The following is an 18,980-nucleotide window of genomic DNA, read 5'->3' as shown; positions in this document are numbered from 1 at the left end:
GCCCTCCCGGCCCTCCCGGCCCTCCCCGTCCGGGCCGTCCCCGTCCGCCAGACCCTTCCGGCCGTCCCCGTCCTCCCGGCGTTCCCGCTCGCCCCGGCGTTCCTGCTCCTCCCGGCGTTCCCGCTCGCCCCTGGGCTCCCGGCCCTCTCTGGGCTCCCCGCCCTCTCTGGGCTCCCCGCCCTCCCCGGGCTTCCCGCTCTCCCGGCCCTTCCGGTCTTGTACGTCCCCCCGGCCCTGCTGATCCTCCCCGGCCACCCGGTCCTTCTGGGCCTCCCGGGCCTCTTGTCCGTACCCGTCCTCCCCGGGCTCCCGCTCCTCCCCGGGCCCTTCCCCGGGCCCCCGGCCCTTCCTGAGCTCTCCGCCCTCGCTCGCACCCGCGCCCCTCTGCGGCCCCGGGTGGCCGGCCCCGGTCGCCGCTCTCAGGGCCAGGGTGGCGCCGGGGCCCAGGCCGAGCAGGCCGACGGAGCCCGTGCACCAGGGTTCGGCGGCGAGCCACGCCACCACGGCCGTCGCGTCGGCGAGGTCGCCGTCCGCGTCGCGCGGGAGGCCCTCGCTGTTGCCGTGGCCGCGCGGATCGACCCGTACCGAGGCGTAGCCGTGGCCCGCGTACCAGGGGTGGCGCTGGGCGTCGCGCGGGGCGGTACCGTCCGTGAGCCGGCCCGGGTCGTACTCCAGGAGCGCGGGTACGCGCTCGCGGGTCAGCGGCCGCCACACGCGGGCGTACAGGAGCGTGCCGTCCGGGAGCGGAATCCAGAGGTCCGCATGGTCCGTCGCGTACGGGAAGGAGGTGCGGACGTGCACGGCGGAACCTCCACTTCCAGGGCATTCGTCCCGGCCGGGCGGGACGCCCGCGGCCATGCCGCAAAGCCCGACATTTCGGTTGTATGCGCTGATCACGAACATACCGGGGGTGGCGGGAAGGCGCCCACGGCGATCCAAACGGGACCGGATACGCTGACGTGAGTGGATCGAGCGACACATCGACAATCCGTGTGATCGTCAGCAGACAGGAGAACCCCTCGTGACCGCAGTCGGGCCGTTCGGGCTGAGCGTGCGGGACCAGGCTCTCGAAGCCGATGTCCAGGCCGGATTGGCGGCTGTCGAGGCCGGCCTCCTCGATGCCACGAAGAGCGACGTGCCCTTCATCACGGAGGCCGCTCAGCACCTGGTACGCGCGGGCGGCAAGCGGTTCCGTCCCCTGCTGGTCATGCTGGCGGCGCAGTTCGGCGACCCGCACGCGCCGGGCATCGTGCCCGCGGCCGTGGTGGTCGAGCTCACGCACCTGGCGACGCTCTACCACGACGACGTCATGGACGAGGCGGACGTGCGGCGCGGTGTGCCGAGCGCCAATGCCCGCTGGGGCAACTCCGTCGCCGTCCTCACGGGTGACTTTCTCTTCGCGCGCGCCTCACACATCCTGGCGGACCTCGGCCCCGAGGCGGTGCGCATCCAGGCGGAGGCGTTCGAGCGCCTGGTCACCGGCCAGATCCTGGAGACGGCGGGGCCCCGCGACGGCCACGACCCGGTCGAGCACTACCTGGACGTCATCGCCGGCAAGACCGGCTCGCTGATCGCCGTGTCCGGGCGGTTCGGCGCGATGATGTCCGGCGTCGACGAGCGGACCGTCGAGGTCCTCACGCAGTACGGCGAGCGGCTCGGCGTGGCGTTCCAGCTCGCCGACGACGTGCTGGACATCGCGTCCGACTCGCACGAGTCCGGCAAGACCCCGGGCACCGACCTGCGCGAGGGCATCGCCACGCTGCCGGTCCTGCATCTGCGGGCCCTGGCCGGGCAGCACGGTCGCCCGGAGGACCTGGAGCTGCTCGAGCTGCTCGACGGCGACCTGACGGACGACGCACGGCACGCCGAGGTGCTGCGCCGGCTGCGCGCCCACCCGGCGCTGGAGATGGCCCGCCGCGACACGGTGCGGTACGCGCAGGAGGCGCGGGCGATGCTGGCCCCGCTGCCGGACGGCTACGCGAAGGCGGCGCTGGCGGAGCTGTGCGACCTGGTGGTGCACCGCGCCGGGTGACATACCCGGGGGGTACGGGCAGCCACATACCTGGGGGGTACGGCATGGGGGATACCCCGAGCCGGCCTCATCCCTGAGAGGTACGCGGAGTTGAGCCCGTGGAGTGATGCCTCGGTGGGTGCTGGTTTGGTCAGATTGATGCCACCACACCACGGAGGTATCGCACATGGCACCGAACGACAGCGCCCCGACCGCATCGCCCGCGCGGCGCAAAGCAGCGCGGTACGCGGTCCCGGTCGCGGTGGCGGGGGTGGCGGCGGCGACCATCGGGCTCGTCCCGGCGCTCGCCGCGTCCGGTGACCCCGACCTGCCGAAGATCACGGCGCAGCAGCTCATCGAGAAGATCGCCGCGTCGGACACCGAGCAGATGTCCGGCACGTTGAAGATCAGCACGGACCTCGGGCTTCCGTCGGTCGCCGGCCTCGGCGACCTGATGGGCGGCGCGGGCGAGGCCGCTGACGCCGACGCGAAGCTGCTGGAGCTGGCGTCCGGCACGCACACGCTGCGGGTCGCCGCGGACGGGCCGGACAAGCAGCGCCTGACGATCCAGGACGGCGACGACGAGTACACGATGGTCCACAACGGGGCCGAGGTCTGGACGTACGACAGCAAGGCCAACGAGGCGTTCCACGCCAAGGACCCCGACGGCGCGGCGAAGAGCGGCCCGGGCGACGACGCCCCTGACGGAGCGGGCCCGGCGGACGAGCCGCCGGTCACTCCCAAGGAGCTGGCCGCCCAGGCCCTGAAGGCGGTCGACGGCACGACGTCGGTCACGGTCGACGGTACGGCGCGGGTCGCCGGCCGCGACGCGTACCAGCTCCTCATCAAGCCGAAGCAGAGCGGCTCCACGATCGGCTCGATCAAGATCGCTGTGGACGCCCGCAACGGCGTACCGCTGAAGTTCACGCTCATGCCCAGCTCGGGCGGGAAGGCCGCGGTCGACGCGGGCTTCACCAAGGTCGACTTCTCGAAGCCGGCTGCCGACACCTTCGCGTTCACACCCCCGAAGGGCGCCAAGGTGACGGAGGCGGACGAGCACCGTCCGGAGGCCCCGGAGGACCTGAAGGGCCTCGAAGGCCTGAAGGACCTCGAGGGCGCGAAGGACCTCGAGGGCGCGAAGGGTTCGAAGGAGGCGCGGAAGCACCTGGAGGGCCTGGAGGACTTCCAGGGGCCGAACGTCATCGGTGAGGGCTGGACGTCCATAGTCGAACTCGCCGGCCCGGCGGGGGCGGCGCAGCAGAGCGACGAGATGCCGGCCGAGGCCCAGAAGTTCCTGGACTCCTTCGGCGACAAGGTCACCGGCAAGTTCGGCTCGGGCACGGTTTTCAAGACCCGCCTGGTGAACGCCCTGATGACGGACGACGGCAAGGTCTACGTCGGCGCGGTCACCGAGCAGGCGCTGGTGGACGCGGCGAACAAGTCCGCGAAGTGAGATACGGCGGGGGCGGCCGCACCGCCACCGGCACGGCGGCCCCCGCCCGCTCCGCTCGCCGGCGCTCCGGCGTACGTACCGTCAGAAGGTCAGTGAGAAGCTGTTGATGTAGCCGGTGTCGTACCGGGCCGTGTCCTGCACCCGAAGCTGCCAGGTGCCGTTCGCGGACTCGCTGGACGCGTCGACGGTGTAGGTCTCACGGACGTTGTCCGCCGAGTCGCTGCCGCTGGCGTTCTTCAACCGGTACGCGCTGCCGTCCGGGGCGATCAGGTCGACGACCAGGTCACCGCGCCAGGTGTGGACGATGTCGACGCCGACCCGCAGTCCTGACGGGGCGTTGCCGCTCCGGCCGGAGACGGTGACCGAGGACGTCACGGCGGCGCCGTTGTCCGGGATGGCGACGTCGGCGGTGTTCTCGTACGTGTCACCGGTCGGCGGCTCGGTCGTACCGGCGGACAGGGTCCACACGGCGTGCGCGAGGGCGTCGCTGTTCCGGTCGAGCGCGGTGTCGTTGATGTTGGACGTCGTGTCGCAGGACGAGTGGTAGCAGCGGTCGAAGGCCTGACCGGCCGTACCGCCCCACTTCTGCGCCTGCGCGGACGTCTTGGTCCGGCTCGCGCCGGTGAACAGCCCGCCCACGGGGATGCCGACGTTCTTGAACGAGGCGTGGTCGGAGCGCCCGTCGCCCTCGGTCTCGATCTCGGTCGGGACGCCGATCCCGGCGAAGTAGTCCTTGAAGGTCTTCTCGATGACGGGATCGTCGTCGTAGACGAAGTAGCCGGGGTTGGGGGACCCGATCATGTCGAAGTTCAGATACCCGGCGACCTTGCCGCGCTCGGACGTCGGCAGGTTGCCGACGTAGTAGCGGGAGCCGACCAGCCCCAGCTCCTCGGCGCCCCACCAGGCGAACCGCAGGTGCTTGGCGGGCTTGAACCCGGCGCGCGACACGGCGAGCGCGGTTTCCAGGACGGCGGCCGAACCCGAGCCGTTGTCGTTGATGCCGGGCCCGGAGGACACCGAGTCGAGGTGGGCGCCCGCCATGAGCACCTGGTTCGGGTCGCCGCCGGGCCAGTCGGCGATGAGGTTGTAGCCGGTCGCGCCGTTGTACGTGAACTGCTGGACGGTGGTGGTGAATCCGGCGGCGTCGAGCTTGGCCTTCATGTAGTCGACGGACGCCTTGTAGCCCGGGCGGCCGTGGGCGCGGTTGCCGCCGTTGGCGGAGGAGATCGACTGGAGCTGGGAGAGGTGCGCCTTGACGTTGACGACGGGGATGTCGGGCGCGGCGGCGGCCGCTGCGGTGGCCGTCGTCGCTGTGGTGGCTGTGGCGGCTGTGGCGGCCGGGGCGGCGAGGGCGCCGGGCGCGGCGGTGCCCAGCAGGGCGGCGACGGCGAGTGCGGCGGTGGCGGTGGTGCGTCTGCCGGATATGCGGGACGGGACGATTCTCATGTGGGGGGCTCCGAATTCCGTACGGGGATGGGACGGAACGTGCGAGACGCCCCGCGGCGGCAAGCTGCGCGGGGCGTTGGAGCGGGTGGTGCGGGTGCGTTGTGCGTGGTGAATGGTCGGGGAGGATCTGATGAACGGTCAAGGGCGTAAACCGGTCAGTCGTGTTCGTATAGCGGACTGAACCGGTCCGACAGTGGTCCGGGTGGATCTCGGAATGGTCCCTGCCATGTGGCTGTTCGGGCACGACACCGCTGCGGTGCCGGGGTTCGGGGCAGGCTGGGGACATGTTGCTGCTGGCGCACGGGCCCGACATCGAAACAGGGCTCTGGGGGCGCTTCGTCGCCTGGGGCACCGCCGACCTGCTGGGGGCGTCGGTGCTGCTGCTCTGCGCGATGGGCGTCGTGGTCTATCTGGGCACGCGCACGCGCGGGCGCGGACGAGGGAAGGGGCCGAGAAGGTGAACGAAGCCCTCGTCCCGATCGTCCTCATCCTGGACCTCCTGGCGTCGTTCGTCGTGCACGTCGCCGTTCAGGTGGCCTTCTGGATGCTCTGCTTCCTCGGCGTGGTGATCTGTGCGTTCAGCCTCTGGTCGCGGCTGACGCGCCCCGGCCCCTACGACGAGGACGACGACGAGGGGGCCGTCGGCCTGGCGGGCTTCACCTGGCAGGAGCAGGAGCAGGAGCAGGAGCAGGAGCAGGAGCAGGAGCAGGAGCAGGAGCAGGAGCAGGAGGAGGAGCAGCAACCCGGTGAGCTGTACGAAGCGGAGCCGAGCGGCAGCACGGAACGCCGCGGCGGCTGAACGGCCCCCGTCGCGTCCGGGTCGTACGGTTCGTCCGGATGGCGGACGGCGGCCAGATCCCGCCATGCCCGCGACGGCCTGGCAGCCCTGCGGCGGTCAGTCCGTCTCGGCCCCGTCGTCGGCGTAGTCGTCCGCGCGGTTCTGGAGCGAGGCGAAGATACGGCCCGCCGTGTCGTACAGGTCCCGCCACCTCTCGGCCGGGCCGAGCACCGGCGGGAAGCTCACGGCCTGGCCCAGCTTCTCCAGCTCGTCGAGGTACGTCTTGGCGCTGCTCAAGTGCGTGGTGAGGCGGTGCCGCGCCTCGGGGATGCGCTGTTCGACGGACCGTTCCCCGTCCGGGGCGTCCAGGAAGTCCTCGGCGTCGTCCGGCGTCGGCGCCGCACCCAGGGACGCCGTCCCGTCCGGCGCGCCGGCGCCCGGCCGCCGGCCGCCGCCCGCCGCCTCAGGGCCGTACCCATGCGCGTTCCCGGCCTCCGGTTCGTCCTCACCGAACGCCGCCGGACCGAGCACCTGACGCGCGCGTACCTCGTCCGACGCGACGACGACGTCCCACTCCAGCAGCGGCACAGGCCCGCCGTCGTCGTCGCGGCGCATCCGGTCGGGCGCGTCCACGTCGACCGCGTAGTGCTCGTACCCGGTGCTCGCCTGGTCGTTCCGGCCGCTGGGCAGACCGAGCTGCTTCCAGCCCGAGTTGCGCGGCAGCCCGCCGTCCTCGAACCGCTGGGCCGCGAGCGCGAGCGTCCACAGCCCGAGCGCGTTGCCCTCGCGGGCCAGGCCCTCGACGACCTTGTGCACATCGCTGCGGAAGGGCACCTTCCCCGGCGCGCGCGTACGGCTCACGGCCGAACCGACGTTCCGGGTCAGCAACTTGTCGGCGATCAGCGCCGTACCGCCCGCGAGCGCCAGCGTCAGCCGGGCGTCCCGGCTGCCGTCGAGCGCGGGCTCGACGAGGGTCGTGAAGTCGTCCGTGACCACCGGCACCCAGCCGTCCTCCTGCACCTCCTTGAAGAGGACGCCCCCGTTGGTCCAGGCGTTACGGGCCTGCTGCGCCGCCGACTTCTTCGTGGACCGCCACGGATGGTCGACGATCGGGCCGAGCAGCCCCGCGTACCCCTTGTCCGTCATCCGCCGGTCGCCCTTGATCTCCTTGGCCCGGTTCCTGAGCCCCTCCGAGACGGCCGGGCGCGTCAGCGTGTGCAGCAGCAGCACGGCCCGCCACAGACCGGTGCCGGGAATGTGCTCGTCCCCGTACACCTGCGGGGTCTCCGCCGGCGTGCGGCGGCCGACGGCCAGGTCGTAGACGGCCTGCACACCGCTGTCGGACGCTCCCTGAAGGACGTGCTTGAGCGCCCGGCTGGCCACCTCGACGTTCTGCGCGGCGGTGTCCCACGGCTTGAACTCGACGTGCACGGAGGCGAGGACCGACCGCAGCGCGTCGTCGAACACGTCCTCGGTGCTGAGCGACGCCCGCTCGTGCGCCTCGGCGCCGACCGCGATGTACGCCGGTACGACATGGGACTGGGCGATCTGGACGGCCCGGAGCGAAGGCGCCTCGCCCGCCGCGGTGCTGCCGGCCATCTCCCGGGCGAACTCCTCACGCAGCCGCTTGCGGCGGTTCTCGCGGGCGAGCGCCATCCGCTGCGTGAGCGGCTTGGCGGGTTCGCTCGCGGTGGGCCGGTGCTGGGCGAACAGCGTGTCGGCGGCGAGCGCGGCGACCGCCTCCGGCTCGCTGTCGGCCCCGGCCAGCACCTTCCAGGCGCTGGCGAGGCGCGTGATGCCGTCACGGGCGATGAGCACGCACACCGGGTCCGTGCCGTCGGCGAACTCGTAGACGACCGGATGGACGATCAGGGCGCGCGTCACCCGCCGGGCCAGGATCGACTCGGCGTAGGAGTTGCGGTACAGCGTCGCCGCGATGGTCTGCTGGACGTGGCGCTTGAGGTGCTCGGGGGTGTCGTACCGGTAGCGCAGGATCGCCTGCGGCCGTCCGTTCTCGGCCACGCCCTGCACCTGCGGGTCGTCCACGGCCAGGAGCTCCTGGCCCATGCGGGGCTGGATGGCGGGGAACAGTTCGGACAGCCAGACGCGGGTGTGCACGGAGCGGAGCGTGGCCCCGTCGACGTGCTCCTCCAGGAGAAGGCTGGTGTGGGCGTCCTGCGACTCGCGGAGCTGGAGCGCGACGGTCTCGGGGGTGACGGCGGCCCGGGCGATCGCGTGCCAGGCGTCTTCGGGAAGCGAGGCGAGCGGGGAGTTCAAACCGGCCTTGACCAGCTTGTTCCGGTCGTCCACAAGGGAAGCGGGAGGCAGTTCCCGATCGATGGTGGATACCTCGACCTGCTCCTTGCCCCAGTCGACGGTCATGGGTGCGCCTGCCTCAAACCTGGGCATGGAACCCCTCCTCATGGGTGATGGATGTGGAAGACTGAAGATGCGGTCCTGGCCCGGCGAGCCCGGGGTTCCAGGTCCGGCCCGGCTGGGCCCCGGCGTCGTCCGGGGCCCAGTCCTTCTCCGCCGTACGGCGCCGGTTCGTCTCGTACGGCGCCGGTTCGTCCCGTACGGCACGGCCCTTCGCGTCGTACGGCGCCGGCCTCACAGGGCGCTGGGCCCGTGGGCGCCGGGCAGCGCGGCGCCGAACCAGTGCCACATGAACTCCCGGGACGACCGCTTGGCGACCGACTGGTACGCGGCGTACGCGAGCAGGTCGGCGGCCTGGAGCAGCGGGAGTTCGCGCGCCGGCTGGAACACCGGGTCCCCGACGATGTACCGGCCCTCGTCCGGCAGCGCCCGGTGGGCCCTGCGCAGCGCGCCGTCCGTCCCGTCGCCGTCCACGATGACGACGCCGTGCACGCGTGACCCGGCGAGCTCCGCGTTGAGCTGCCGCAGCAGCGCGGCGTAGAGGGCGGGGCGGTCGCGCCCGTAGTCGTCGGTCTCCCGGTACACGGCCCGCACCCGCGCGCCCGGCATGGCGGCGATGTTCCGCAGGCCCCGGAGGATGACCTCCTGGGTGTGGCGGCGGTGCGTGGCGCGGTCGGTGCTGCGCGAGCGGTGGACGTGTCGGCCGCGGGCCCCGGCGAGGTCCACGGCGTGCAGGGAGGAGGCGGCCGGAATCTCCAGCCGCGCGTCGGCGGCGAGTTCGGCCCGGAAGTCCTGCCAGTGCCGCCGCGCGGTGTCGGCGTGCGACAGGTCGATGCCTAAAGAGGCGAAGAAGGGAGTGGTGCGGTCGCCTCCGTCGTCGACGAAATAGAGGCGCAGGGGGGCGGCACTGTGCTCAGCGGCCATGGGCGTTCAACTCCGGAGCGCCCATGGGCGATTCCCGGCACCATTGCCGGGGGCCCTTCCGCGCGGGGGTGCTCAGCTGCCGCGCACCACGTCGTACGTCGGCGGCGCCGCGAGCGGTTGCCGCGTCGACCCGGGATCAGACCCCATGGGAGGTACCACCCGGGCCAGCGACAGCCCCGCGCCCCTCACCCGCACACCTCGACCATGGGGAACGCGGGGCCTCCAGGACGGTTCCTGGCCCCATGCGTCACAGTGCTGCCTTGCACCACGCTCAGCGGAAACCTTAGCGGTACGACGGCATGGGAATCAGGTAAAACCTTTATTGGCGCGCGGGGTTGGAGTGCGGAACGGAATCCAGGACGACCCGCGCCTCGGCCTCGACCTCGGCCTCGACCTCGGCCTCGACCTCGGCCTCGACCTCGGCCTCGACCCTGGCCTCGACCTCGACCTCGGCCTCGACCCTGGCCGCCGCCTGCTCCGCGAGGCGCAGCGCCTCGGCGCGGGTGCGGTGGGCGGTGCGGAGGGCGTCCCAGGTCAGGATCGTGAGGGCCAGCCACACCAGCGCGAAGCCCGCCCAGCGCTCGGGCGGCATCGCCTCACGGAAGTAGACGACGCCCAGCAGGAACTGGAAGACCGGCGCCAGGTACTGGAGCAGCCCCAGCGTCGACAGCGGGACGCGGATGGCCGCCGCACCGAAGAACACCAGCGGCACGGCCGTCACCAGGCCGGTCGACGCGAGCAGCGCCATGTGGCCGGCGCCCGCGCTGCCGAAGGCGGCCGAGCCCTGGGTGCCCAGCCACAGCAGGTACGCCAGGGCGGGCAGGAACTGGATCGCGGTCTCGGCGGCCAGCGACTCCAGACCGCCCAGGTTGACCTTCTTCTTCACCAGCCCGTACGTCGCGAACGAGAACGCGAGCACCAGCGAGATCCACGGCGGCCGCCCGTACCCGACGGCCAGCACCACCACCGCCGCGAAGGCGATGCCCACCGCGGCCCACTGCGCGGGGCGCAGCCGCTCCTTCAGTAGGACGACGCCCATGGCGATGGTGACCAGCGGGTTGATGAAGTAGCCGAGCGACGACTCGACGACGTGGCCGGCGTTCACGGCCCAGATGTAGACGCCCCAGTTGACGGTGATCACGGTCGCGGCGACCGCGATCAGGCCCAGCTTGCGCGGCTGCCGTACGAGCTCCCGTATCCACGCCCAGCGGCGCAGCACCAGCAGGGCCAGGCCGACCGCGAGCAGCGACCAGACCATGCGGTGGGCCAGGATCTCGACGGCCCCCGCCGGTTGCAGCAGGGGCCAGTACAGGGGGACGAGGCCCCAGATGCCGTAGGCCCCGATCCCGTACAGGAGCCCCGACTTCTGGTCGAGTCCCGTTCCGCCGGTCCCGCTGGCCCCGAGGGCCCTGCAGCCGCCCACGCCGACCCCGCCGCTGCTTTTCGCCGCCACTGGCCGCCCGCCTTCCCGTCCCTCGGCACCCGCCGTCACGCCCCGCGCTGTCCGGACGACGGTAGCGCCGCGCGGGAGGGCGTGTCATGCCCGTATCGCCATACGGTCATGACACGTCCGTCACAGCGGCGAAGCCCACCGCAGGGCCTCCAGGGCCTCCAGGGCCTACCGGGCTCCAGGACCTACCGGGCTCCAGGGCCTACAGGCCCTCCTGGCCCCGCAGCGCCTGTGCCACGCTCTCCGTGAGCGGCGTCGTCGGGCGGCCGGTGAGCCGCGCCAGGTCGCCGCTCGTACCGGCGAGCCGCCCGCGTGCGATCGCCGCGTCGACGTCGACGAGGATCGCGGCGAACGCCTCCGGCAGCCCCGCGCCCTTGAGGATCTCCAGGTGCACGTCCGCCGGCACCTCGCTGTACGCGATGTCCTTGCCGGACTGGCGGGCGATCTCCGCCGCGTACTCGGCCAGCGACCACGCCGTGTCACCGCTCAGCTCGTACGCCGCGCCAAGGTGCCCGTCCTGCGTGAGTACGGCGGCGGCCGCGGCCGCGTAGTCGGCTCGGGCGGCGGAGGCGATCCGGCCTTCGCCCGCGTTGCCCACGACGGCGCCGTGCGCCAGGACCGGGGCGAGGTTCTCGGTGTAGTTCTCGGTGTACCAGCCGTTGCGCAGGAAGGTGTACGGCAGTCCCGAGTCGAGGACGACCTGCTCCGTCACCTTGTGCTCGGCCGCCAGGTCGAAGTCCGCGTCCGGGCCGCCGAGCAGGCCGGTGTACGCGAGCTGGGCGACACCCGCCGCCTTCGCCGCAGTGATCACCGCGGTGTGCTGGGCGACGCGCCTGCCGACCTCGCTGCTGGAGATGAGCAGGACCCGGTCGCCCGCCTCGAAGGCGTCGGCGAGCGTCTCCGGCCGGTCGTAGTCGGCGATGCGCAGCTCGACGCCGCGCGCGGCGAGGTCCGCGGCCTTCTCCTTGTCCCGTACGACGGCGGCGACGGAGGCGGCCGGCGTGCCGCCGTCCAGCAGGGCGTCGATGACGAGGCGGCCGAGCTGTCCGGTGGCGCCGGTGACGACGATGCTCATGGGTGCTTCTCCCTTTTTTCCGATTTCCGGGCTTGCCGGGCTTGCCGGGCTTCCGAGCGGGTGGGAGCACCCACGCTACGCACAGCGCTTTCATTTCGTAAGTACCCACTTTGAAGTAAGGTACTGGTATGCCGGTAAGTGCCAAGCCCGATGTCAACGCCGCCCTCTGCCCCTCCCGGCTCGTCCTGGAGCACGTGACCAGCCGCTGGGGCGTCCTCGTCCTCGCCGCGCTGCTGGAGCGGACCCACCGGTTCAGCGAGCTGCGCCGGGCCATCGGCGGCGTCAGCGAGAAGATGCTGACCCAGACCCTCCAGACCCTGGAGCGGGACGGCTTCGTCCACCGCGACGCCCACCCCGTCATCCCGCCACGCGTCGACTACTCCCTCACCGACCTCGGCCGCGAGGCCGCCGAGCAGGTGTGGGCGCTGGCCCGCTGGAGCGAGCGGTCCGTCGGCGCGGTCGAGGAGGCCCGCCGCACCTACGACGAAGCCCGGTCCTGACAGAAGCCCGGTCCTGACATACGACGAGGCCCGGTCCTGAACCAGCAAACCAGCAGTTCAGAACCGGGCCCCGAACACCGCCTCAGCTCACCCCACGACCGTCCATGTGTCGCCACCGGCCAGCAGCGCCGCCAGGTCGCCCTTGCCGTGCTGCTCCACCGCCGCGTCGAGCTGCTCGGCCATCAACGTGTCGTACACGGGCCGCTCCACGTTCCGGAACACCCCGATCGGCGTGTGGTGCAGCGTGTCCGGGTCGGCCAGCCGCGACAGCGCGAACGCCGTGGTCGGCGACGCGGCCCGCGCGTCGTGGACCAGCACTCGCGCCTCGTTCTCCGGCGTGACCTCGACGACTTCGAGGTCGCCCGTGGCCGCGTCCCGTACGACGCCCTTGGCGCCGTCGGCGCCGAAGCGGATCGGCTGCCCGTGCTCCAGGCGGATCACCGCGTTCTCGGCCTGGTCCTTGTCCTTGAGGATCTCGAACGCGCCGTCGTTGAAGATGTTGCAGTTCTGGTAGATCTCCACCAGCGCCGTGCCCGGGTGGTCGGCGGCCTGCCGCAGCACCTCCGTCAGGTGCTTGCGGTCCGAGTCCACCGTCCGCGCCACGAACGACGCCTCCGCGCCCAGCGCCAGCGACACCGGGTTGAAGGGCGCGTCCAGCGACCCCATCGGCGTCGACTTCGTGATCTTGCCGAGCTCGGACGTCGGCGAGTACTGGCCCTTGGTCAGCCCGTAGATCCGGTTGTTGAACAGCAGGATCTTGAGGTTGACGTTCCGCCGCAGCGTGTGGATCAGGTGGTTGCCGCCGATCGACAGCGCGTCGCCGTCACCGGTCACCACCCACACCGACAGGTCGCGGCGCGATGTGGCCAGGCCGGTCGCGATGGCCGGTGCCCGGCCGTGGATCGAGTGCATCCCGTACGTGTTCATGTAGTACGGGAAACGGGAGGAGCAGCCGATGCCGGAGACGAAGACGATGTTCTCCTTCGCCAGGCCGAGCTCCGGCATGAACCCCTGCACGGCGGCGAGGACCGCGTAGTCACCGCAGCCGGGGCACCAGCGCACCTCCTGGTCCGACTTGAAGTCCTTCATGGACTGCTTGCCCTCGGCCTTGGGCACCAGGGTCAGGGCGTCACTGGGCATCGATGGCCTCCTTGAGGGCTGCCGCGAGCTGCTCCGCCTTGAACGGCATGCCGTTGATCTGCGTATGGCTCCGTGCGTCGACCAGGTACTTCGCGCGGATGAGCGTGGCGAGCTGCCCCATGTTCATCTCCGGGACGACGACCTTCTCGTACCGCTTCAGCACCTCGCCCAGGTTCGCCGGGAACGGGTTCAGATGGCGCAGATGCGCCTGCGCGACCGGCTCCCCGGCGGCGCGCAGCCGGCGCACGGCGGCGGTGATCGGCCCGTACGTCGAGCCCCAGCCCAGCACCAGCATCCGCGCGTCGCCGCCCGGGTCGTCCGCCTCCAGGTCCGGCACCGCGACGCCGTCGACCTTGGCCTGCCGCGTACGGACCATGAAGTCGTGGTTCGCCGGGTCGTACGAGATGTTGCCCGTGCCGTCCTGCTTCTCGATGCCGCCGATCCGGTGCTCCAGCCCCGGCGTGCCCGGCAGCGCCCACGGACGGGCCAGCGTCTCCGGGTCGCGCTTGTACGGCCAGAACACCTCCGTACCGTCGTCCAGCGCGTGGTTCGGGCCCGTCGCGAAGGTGACGCCCAGGTCCGGCAGGCTGTCCACGTCCGGGATGCGCCACGGCTCGGAGCCGTTGGCGAGATAGCCGTCCGACAGGAGGAACACCGGCGTCCGGTACGTGAGCGCGATACGCGCCGCCTCCAGGGCCGCGTCGAAGCAGTCGGCCGGGGTGCGGGGCGCCACCACCGGCACCGGGGCCTCGCCGTTGCGCCCGTACATCGCCTGGAGCAGGTCGGCCTGCTCGGTCTTCGTCGGCAGCCCGGTCGACGGGCCGCCGCGCTGGATGTCCACGATCAGCAGCGGCAGCTCCAGCGACACCGCGAGGCCGATCGTCTCGCTCTTGAGCGCCACGCCGGGACCGGACGTGGTGGTGACGGCCAGCGACCCGCCGAAGGCGGCGCCGAGCGCGGCGCCGATCCCCGCGATCTCGTCCTCGGCCTGGAAGGTCCGCACGCCGAAGTTCTTGTGCTTGCTCAGCTCGTGCAGGATGTCGGACGCCGGAGTGATCGGGTACGAGCCCAGGAACAGCGGCAGGTCCGCCTGGCGGGACGCGGCGATCAGCCCGTAGGACAGGGCCAGGTTCCCGGAGATGTTCCGGTAGGTGCCGGCCGGGAACGCGGATGTCGCCGGGGCCACCTCGTACGAGACGGCGAAGTCCTCCGTCGTCTCGCCGAAGTTCCAGCCCGCGCGGAACGCGGCCACGTTCGCCTCGGCGATCTGCGGCTTCTTCGCGAACTTGCTCCGCAGGAACTGCTCGGTGCCCTCGGTCGGCCGGTGGTACATCCAGCTCAGCAGGCCCAGCGCGAACATGTTCTTGGAGCGCTCGGCCTCCTTGCGGGTCAGGCCGAACTCTTTCAGCGCCTCCACGGTCAGCGTGGTCAGCGGCACGCGGTGGACGCGGTAGCCGTCCAGCGAGCCGTCCTCCAGCGGCGACGTGTCGTAGCCGACCTTCGCCATGGCGCGCTTGGCGAACTCGTCCGTGTTGACGATGATCTCGCCGCCGCGCGGCACGTCGGCGATGTTCGCCTTCAGCGCCGCCGGGTTCATCGCGACCAGCACGTTCGGCGCGTCGCCCGGGGTGAGGATGTCGTGGTCTGCGAAGTGCAGCTGGAACGACGAGACGCCGGGCAGGGTGCCGGCGGGCGCCCGGATCTCGGCCGGGAAGTTCGGCAGGGTCGACAGGTCGTTCCCGAAGGACGCCGTCTCCGACGTGAACCGGTCGCCCGTGAGCTGCATACCGTCGCCCGAGTCACCCGCGAAGCGGATGATCACCCGGTCCAGACGGCGTACTTCCTTGGTGGAGCCGGAGCCGGCACCGGAGCCGGTGCCGTTCGGGTCTCCGTGCGGGGCTCCGCGCTGTCCCCCGACGACGGCCTCGTCGGACTGATCTGCCGCGCTACTGACCTGGCTGGTCACTGAACTGGACCTCCCTCGATACAAGGGTTCTCCCCGCCCACCCTACGACGGTAAGGGTGCCCTTCCCTGGACCGCTCACATATCGGATGGCTCTTTGAGACGCTGCTCTGTCCTGAGACATGATGCTTCGTTCGGGCGGCCCGGCGTGGGAACCGGGGTCAGGTGTTCAAGTAGGTCAGCACCGCGAGTACCCGTCGATGATCCCCTTCACTCGGCGACAGCCCCAGCTTCAGGAAGATGTTGCTGACGTGCTTCTCGACCGCCCCGTCGCTCACCACCAGGCTCCGGGCGATCGCGGAGTTCGTCCTGCCCTCCGCCATCAGGCCCAGCACCTCACGCTCGCGCGGCGTCAGCCCCGCCAGCACGTCCTGCCGCCGGCTGCGCCCCAGCAGCTGCGCCACCACCTCCGGGTCCAGCGCGGTCGCGCCCCGCGCCACCCGCACCACCGCGTCCACGAACTCGCGCACGTCGGCCACCCGGTCCTTCAGCAGGTAGCCCACGCCCTGGCTGCTCCCGGCCAGCAGCTCGGTCGCGTACCGCTCCTCGACGTACTGCGACAGGACCAGCACCCCGATGCCCGGGTGGTCGCGCCGCAGCCGTACGGCCGCCCGTACGCCCTCGTCGGTGTGGGTCGGCGGCATCCGTACGTCCGCGACGACCACGTCCGGCGGCGTGCCGTCGGCCACCAGCGCGTCCACCGTCCCGACCAGGGCCTCCGCGTCGCCGACCCCTGCGACGACCTCGTGCCCCCGGTCGGTGATCAGCCGGGTCAGCCCCTCCCGGAGCAGCACCGAGTCCTCGGCGATGACCACCCGCACCTTGTCGTCCACGTCGTCCACGAAACCGTGCCCCCGCTCCTCAAGCGTCCTGGTCGCTCCCCTTCCTCCCAGCATCCCAGGACCGCGCCACGTCCGGGGTCAGGTCCGCCACGGCAGTTCGGCCGTGACGGCGGTGGGCCCGCCGGGCGGCGATTCCACGACGAAGAGTCCGTCGACGGCGTGGAGGCGTTCGGAGAGCCCGGCGAGGCCGGTGCCGGTGGCGGGGTCGGCGCCGCCCTGCCCGTCGTCGGTGACCTGGATGAGGAGACGGTCGCCGGTGCGCCAGAGGTCGACGGCGGCGTGCCGGGCGCGGGAGTGCTTGGAGACGTTCTGGAGCAGTTCGGAGACGGTGAAGTAGGCGATGCCCTCGATGGCCTGGGCGGGGCGTCGCGGCAGGTCGACGGTGACCGTGACCGGGACGGTGCAGCGGGACGCGATCGCGGAGAGCGCGGCGTCCAGTCCGCGGTCGGTGAGTACGGCGGGGTGGATGCCGCGCGCGAGGTCGCGGAGCTCCTGGAGGGCGAGCTTCACCTCGCCGTGCGCCTCCTCGATCATGCGGGCGGCGGCCTGGGGGTCCTCGGCGGCCTTCTCCCTGGCGAGGCCGAGCCCCATGGCCAGGTTGACCAGCCGCGCCTGAGCGCCGTCGTGCAGATCGCGTTCGATACGGCGCAGATCAGCGGCCGCCGTGTCCACGACCACCCCCCGGTCCGCCTCCAGCTCCGCGATACGCCGCTCCAGCTCGTCCGACGGCCCGAGCAGCCCCCGCACCATCATCCGGTCCACGTTCGTCAGGGCCCGCGCGAGGTACGGCAGCGCGGGCCACAGCGCCACGAGCGCCACCACTGCCACCGTGAACGTCAGTACGCCCCACGGCAGTCGGATGAACGCGAACAGCACCGTCCGCCACGCCACCGGGTCGATCAGCGCCGCCCACACCCGGGCCGGCAGGCCGCTCCCGGGGCCGTGGGGCAGCCGGCTCGGCTCCTCGACCCGTACGCCCGTCAGGGCCCGGGCCCGCGCCCGCTCCATCCGGCCCAGCACCCGCGCCCCGGCCAGCCCGGCCGCCAGCAGCGGCAGCCCGATCACCGTCACGGAGAGGCCCGCCCCGGCCGCCACCGTGACCGTGGCGTACACGAACCCCGCGATCGCGGCCGGGAGGTTCGCCAGGAGGTGGACGATCTCCTTCCACATCGCGGCCCCGAAGCCGATCGGGGCCAGGCCGTCGCTGTTCGTCGTCATGGCACCCAGCCTGACTCTGCCGCGCCGGGGGCACCATGGGGTACATGGGGCGGGGCGACGTGGGGATAACCCCACCCGGCGAGTGCCAGGGCGGCGTCCGCAGTACGACACGGCTGGTTACCCGCCCTTTGCCAGGGCCTAGACTCCCGTGCGTACAGATCGCCGGATCGGCGCCCGTGGGGGCAGGAGGAGAGAGGGACGGACGTGCCGGAACAGACCGGGCTCGCGGCCGACTACTTCCAGAGCTACTCGGTCGTCGGACTCATCGCCGTCATCGGCGTGCTCTTCGTGGCCGTCGCCTTCGCCGCGGGGCGGCTGCTGCGGCCTGTCGTGCCCACGCAGGAGAAGCTCCTCACGTACGAGTGCGGTGTCGACCCCGTGGGGGAGGGCTGGGCCCACACCCAGGTCCGCTACTACGTGTACGCCTTCCTCTATGTGATCTTCGCGGTTGACTCGATCTTCCTCTTCCCCTGGGCGACGGTCTTCGCCGCCGCCGGCTACGGCGCGACGACGCTCGTCGAGATGTTCCTCTTCCTCGGCTTCCTGGCCGTGGGACTGCTGTACGCGTACAAGAAGGGCGTCCTGACATGGACGTGACTCACGGGCAGGAGCCGGTGCTGCTGCCCGAGCCGAAGAAGCTGGGCGTGCTGTCGAGGCTCGCGCCCGAACCGATGAAGGTGGTCCTGAACTGGGGCCGCCGCTACAGCCTGTGGGTCTTCAACTTCGGGCTGGCCTGCTGCGCCATCGAGTTCATCGCCGCGTCGATGGCCCGGCACGACTTCATCCGGCTCGGCGTGATCCCCTTCGCGCCCGGCCCGCGCCAGGCGGACCTGATGATCGTCTCCGGCACGGTCACGGACAAGATGGCGCCCGCGGTGAAGCGCCTGTACGAGCAGATGCCGGAGCCCAAGTACGTCATCTCCTTCGGCGCCTGCTCCAACTGCGGCGGGCCCTACTGGGACTCGTACTCCGTCACCAAGGGCGTCGACCAGATCATCCCCGTCGACGTGTACGTACCGGGCTGCCCGCCGCGGCCCGAGGCCCTGCTCCAGGGCATCCTCAAGCTCCAGGAGAAGATCGCCCGCGAGTCGCTCCAGGAGCGGTACGGCCACGGGGACGCCGCCCGCCCCTCGACCGCCGCCCTGCGCAGCGGCCTGGTCACCCCGCCGCCCGGAGGCGGCACGGGGGGCGGCACGGGAGGCGGTACGGCATGAACGCGCACCCCTACGACTCCCTCCCGGACGCCGCCGCCGAGGTCTTCGGCGAGGAGGCCACGGCCGAGAAGGCGTACGACCTGCTGACGGTCGACGTCCCGACGGGCTTCTGGATCGCCGCCCTCGAAATCGCCCGTGACAAGCTGGGCTGCACCTACTTCGACTGGCTCAGCGCGGTCGACGAGCCGGGGACCGGCTTCCGCGTCTGCGCCCACGTCGTCGCCCTGGAGGGCCGCCGGGTCCGCCGCCTGCTGCTCCGTACGACCGTCCCGCACAGCGCGCCCGTACTCCCCACCGCGGTGGAGATCTACGCGGGTGCCGCCTGGCACGAGCGCGAGACCCACGAGATGTTCGGTGTGACCTTCGAGGGCCATCCGAACCCCGCGCACCTGCTGCTCCCGGACGCGTTCGAGGGACACCCGCTGCGCAAGGACTTCGTGCTGGCCTCCCGCGTCGCCAAGGCGTGGCCGGGCGCGAAGGAGCCGGGGGAGCCCGAGCACGGCGGCCCCAAGCGGCGCCAGATGCTGCCGCCCGGCGTACCCGACCCGAACGAGTGGGGCCCGCTGAAGGGCCAGCTCCCGCCCGCCCCC

18 protein-coding genes are annotated in these 18,980 nt (G+C 71.9%); 8 read left to right on the top strand and 10 right to left on the bottom strand.

Going from position 1 to position 18,980, the window contains the following annotated elements:
- Positions 1 to 801: CocE/NonD family hydrolase (locus HTZ82_RS32690; RefSeq protein ID WP_175407675.1), on the bottom strand; the 801-nt coding region annotated here is incomplete at its 3' end.
- 220 nt (positions 802 to 1,021) lie between these two features.
- On the opposite strand from HTZ82_RS32690, the gene HTZ82_RS02995 reads away from it, so the two are divergent.
- Positions 1,022 to 2,032, top strand: a complete 1,011-nt coding sequence (locus tag HTZ82_RS02995) for a polyprenyl synthetase family protein (protein WP_175407674.1) — start codon at positions 1,022 to 1,024, stop codon at positions 2,030 to 2,032.
- A 166-nt stretch (positions 2,033 to 2,198) separates the two neighbouring features.
- On the top strand, positions 2,199 to 3,464 hold the full coding sequence (locus HTZ82_RS02990) for an outer membrane lipoprotein carrier protein LolA (RefSeq protein WP_175407673.1): 1,266 nt from the start codon (positions 2,199 to 2,201) through the stop codon (positions 3,462 to 3,464).
- An 81-nt stretch (positions 3,465 to 3,545) separates the two neighbouring features.
- Here HTZ82_RS02990 and HTZ82_RS02985 read toward each other — a convergent pair whose 3' ends face one another.
- A complete protein-coding gene (locus HTZ82_RS02985; protein ID WP_217623602.1) occupies positions 3,546 to 4,910 on the bottom strand; it encodes a M28 family metallopeptidase in 1,365 nt (454 codons plus the stop codon).
- Between the two features lie 284 nt (positions 4,911 to 5,194).
- On the opposite strand from HTZ82_RS02985, the gene HTZ82_RS02980 reads away from it, so the two are divergent.
- Positions 5,195 to 5,371, top strand: a complete 177-nt coding sequence (locus HTZ82_RS02980; RefSeq protein ID WP_175407672.1) for a hypothetical protein — start codon at positions 5,195 to 5,197, stop codon at positions 5,369 to 5,371.
- The gene (locus tag HTZ82_RS02975; protein WP_175407671.1) at positions 5,368 to 5,709 is read left to right on the top strand and encodes a hypothetical protein; all 342 of its coding nucleotides are present in this window, start codon (positions 5,368 to 5,370) and stop codon (positions 5,707 to 5,709) included. The genes HTZ82_RS02980 and HTZ82_RS02975 overlap by 4 nt, the downstream gene beginning before the upstream one ends.
- Before the next feature lie 96 nt (positions 5,710 to 5,805).
- Here HTZ82_RS02975 and HTZ82_RS02970 read toward each other — a convergent pair whose 3' ends face one another.
- From HTZ82_RS02970 to HTZ82_RS02955, 4 genes are all read right to left on the bottom strand, one after another.
- A complete protein-coding gene (locus HTZ82_RS02970) occupies positions 5,806 to 8,097 on the bottom strand; it encodes a hypothetical protein (protein ID WP_175407670.1) in 2,292 nt (763 codons plus the stop codon).
- Between the two features lie 201 nt (positions 8,098 to 8,298).
- Positions 8,299 to 8,988 (bottom strand): DUF3800 domain-containing protein, encoded by a 690-nt coding sequence (locus HTZ82_RS02965; protein WP_175407669.1) that lies wholly within the window; start codon positions 8,986 to 8,988, stop codon positions 8,299 to 8,301.
- Between the two features lie 319 nt (positions 8,989 to 9,307).
- Positions 9,308 to 10,411 (bottom strand): EamA family transporter RarD, encoded by a 1,104-nt coding sequence (gene rarD, locus HTZ82_RS02960; RefSeq protein WP_175407677.1) that lies wholly within the window; start codon positions 10,409 to 10,411, stop codon positions 9,308 to 9,310.
- A 229-nt stretch (positions 10,412 to 10,640) separates the two neighbouring features.
- On the bottom strand, positions 10,641 to 11,513 hold the full coding sequence (locus tag HTZ82_RS02955; protein ID WP_175407668.1) for an SDR family oxidoreductase: 873 nt from the start codon (positions 11,511 to 11,513) through the stop codon (positions 10,641 to 10,643).
- A 128-nt stretch (positions 11,514 to 11,641) separates the two neighbouring features.
- Here HTZ82_RS02955 and HTZ82_RS02950 point away from each other — a divergent pair, with 128 nt between their 5' ends.
- The gene (locus HTZ82_RS02950) at positions 11,642 to 12,013 is read left to right on the top strand and encodes a helix-turn-helix domain-containing protein (RefSeq protein ID WP_175407667.1); all 372 of its coding nucleotides are present in this window, start codon (positions 11,642 to 11,644) and stop codon (positions 12,011 to 12,013) included.
- A gap of 87 nt (positions 12,014 to 12,100) precedes the next feature.
- On the opposite strand, the gene HTZ82_RS02945 is transcribed toward HTZ82_RS02950, so the two are convergent.
- The 4 genes from HTZ82_RS02945 to HTZ82_RS02930 all read right to left on the bottom strand — a co-directional run bounded on the left by HTZ82_RS02945 (position 12,101) and on the right by HTZ82_RS02930 (position 17,176).
- The gene (locus HTZ82_RS02945; protein ID WP_175407666.1) at positions 12,101 to 13,153 is read right to left on the bottom strand and encodes a 2-oxoacid:ferredoxin oxidoreductase subunit beta; all 1,053 of its coding nucleotides are present in this window, start codon (positions 13,151 to 13,153) and stop codon (positions 12,101 to 12,103) included.
- The gene (locus tag HTZ82_RS02940; RefSeq protein WP_175407665.1) at positions 13,143 to 15,119 is read right to left on the bottom strand and encodes a 2-oxoacid:acceptor oxidoreductase subunit alpha; all 1,977 of its coding nucleotides are present in this window, start codon (positions 15,117 to 15,119) and stop codon (positions 13,143 to 13,145) included. The genes HTZ82_RS02945 and HTZ82_RS02940 overlap by 11 nt, the downstream gene beginning before the upstream one ends.
- A gap of 158 nt (positions 15,120 to 15,277) precedes the next feature.
- Entirely contained in the window at positions 15,278 to 15,937 is a 660-nt protein-coding gene (locus HTZ82_RS02935; protein ID WP_309235284.1) for a response regulator transcription factor, read from the bottom strand.
- Between the two features lie 99 nt (positions 15,938 to 16,036).
- Positions 16,037 to 17,176 carry a sensor histidine kinase gene (locus tag HTZ82_RS02930; RefSeq protein ID WP_175407664.1) on the bottom strand — a complete coding sequence of 380 codons (1,140 nt, stop codon included), beginning with the start codon at positions 17,174 to 17,176 and terminating at the stop codon, positions 16,037 to 16,039.
- Between the two features lie 204 nt (positions 17,177 to 17,380).
- Here HTZ82_RS02930 and HTZ82_RS02925 point away from each other — a divergent pair, with 204 nt between their 5' ends.
- The 3 genes from HTZ82_RS02925 to HTZ82_RS02915 all read left to right on the top strand — a co-directional run.
- Positions 17,381 to 17,773, top strand: coding sequence for an NADH-quinone oxidoreductase subunit A (locus HTZ82_RS02925; protein WP_175407663.1), 393 nt, complete (start codon positions 17,381 to 17,383; stop codon positions 17,771 to 17,773).
- Complete coding sequence (locus HTZ82_RS02920) at positions 17,764 to 18,390, top strand: NADH-quinone oxidoreductase subunit B (protein ID WP_175407662.1); 627 nt, start codon at positions 17,764 to 17,766, stop codon at positions 18,388 to 18,390. Before HTZ82_RS02925 ends, HTZ82_RS02920 begins: the two co-directional genes overlap by 10 nt.
- On the top strand, positions 18,387 to 18,980 hold a 594-nt coding region (locus HTZ82_RS02915; protein WP_175407661.1), incomplete at its 3' end, for an NADH-quinone oxidoreductase subunit C. The genes HTZ82_RS02920 and HTZ82_RS02915, both read left to right, overlap by 4 nt.

It is taken from the genome of Streptomyces sp. TRM64462, from assembly GCF_013362995.1.
Taxonomy (GTDB): Bacteria; Actinomycetota; Actinomycetes; order Streptomycetales; family Streptomycetaceae; genus Streptomyces.
This window is presented reverse-complemented; position numbering and strand designations above follow the sequence as displayed.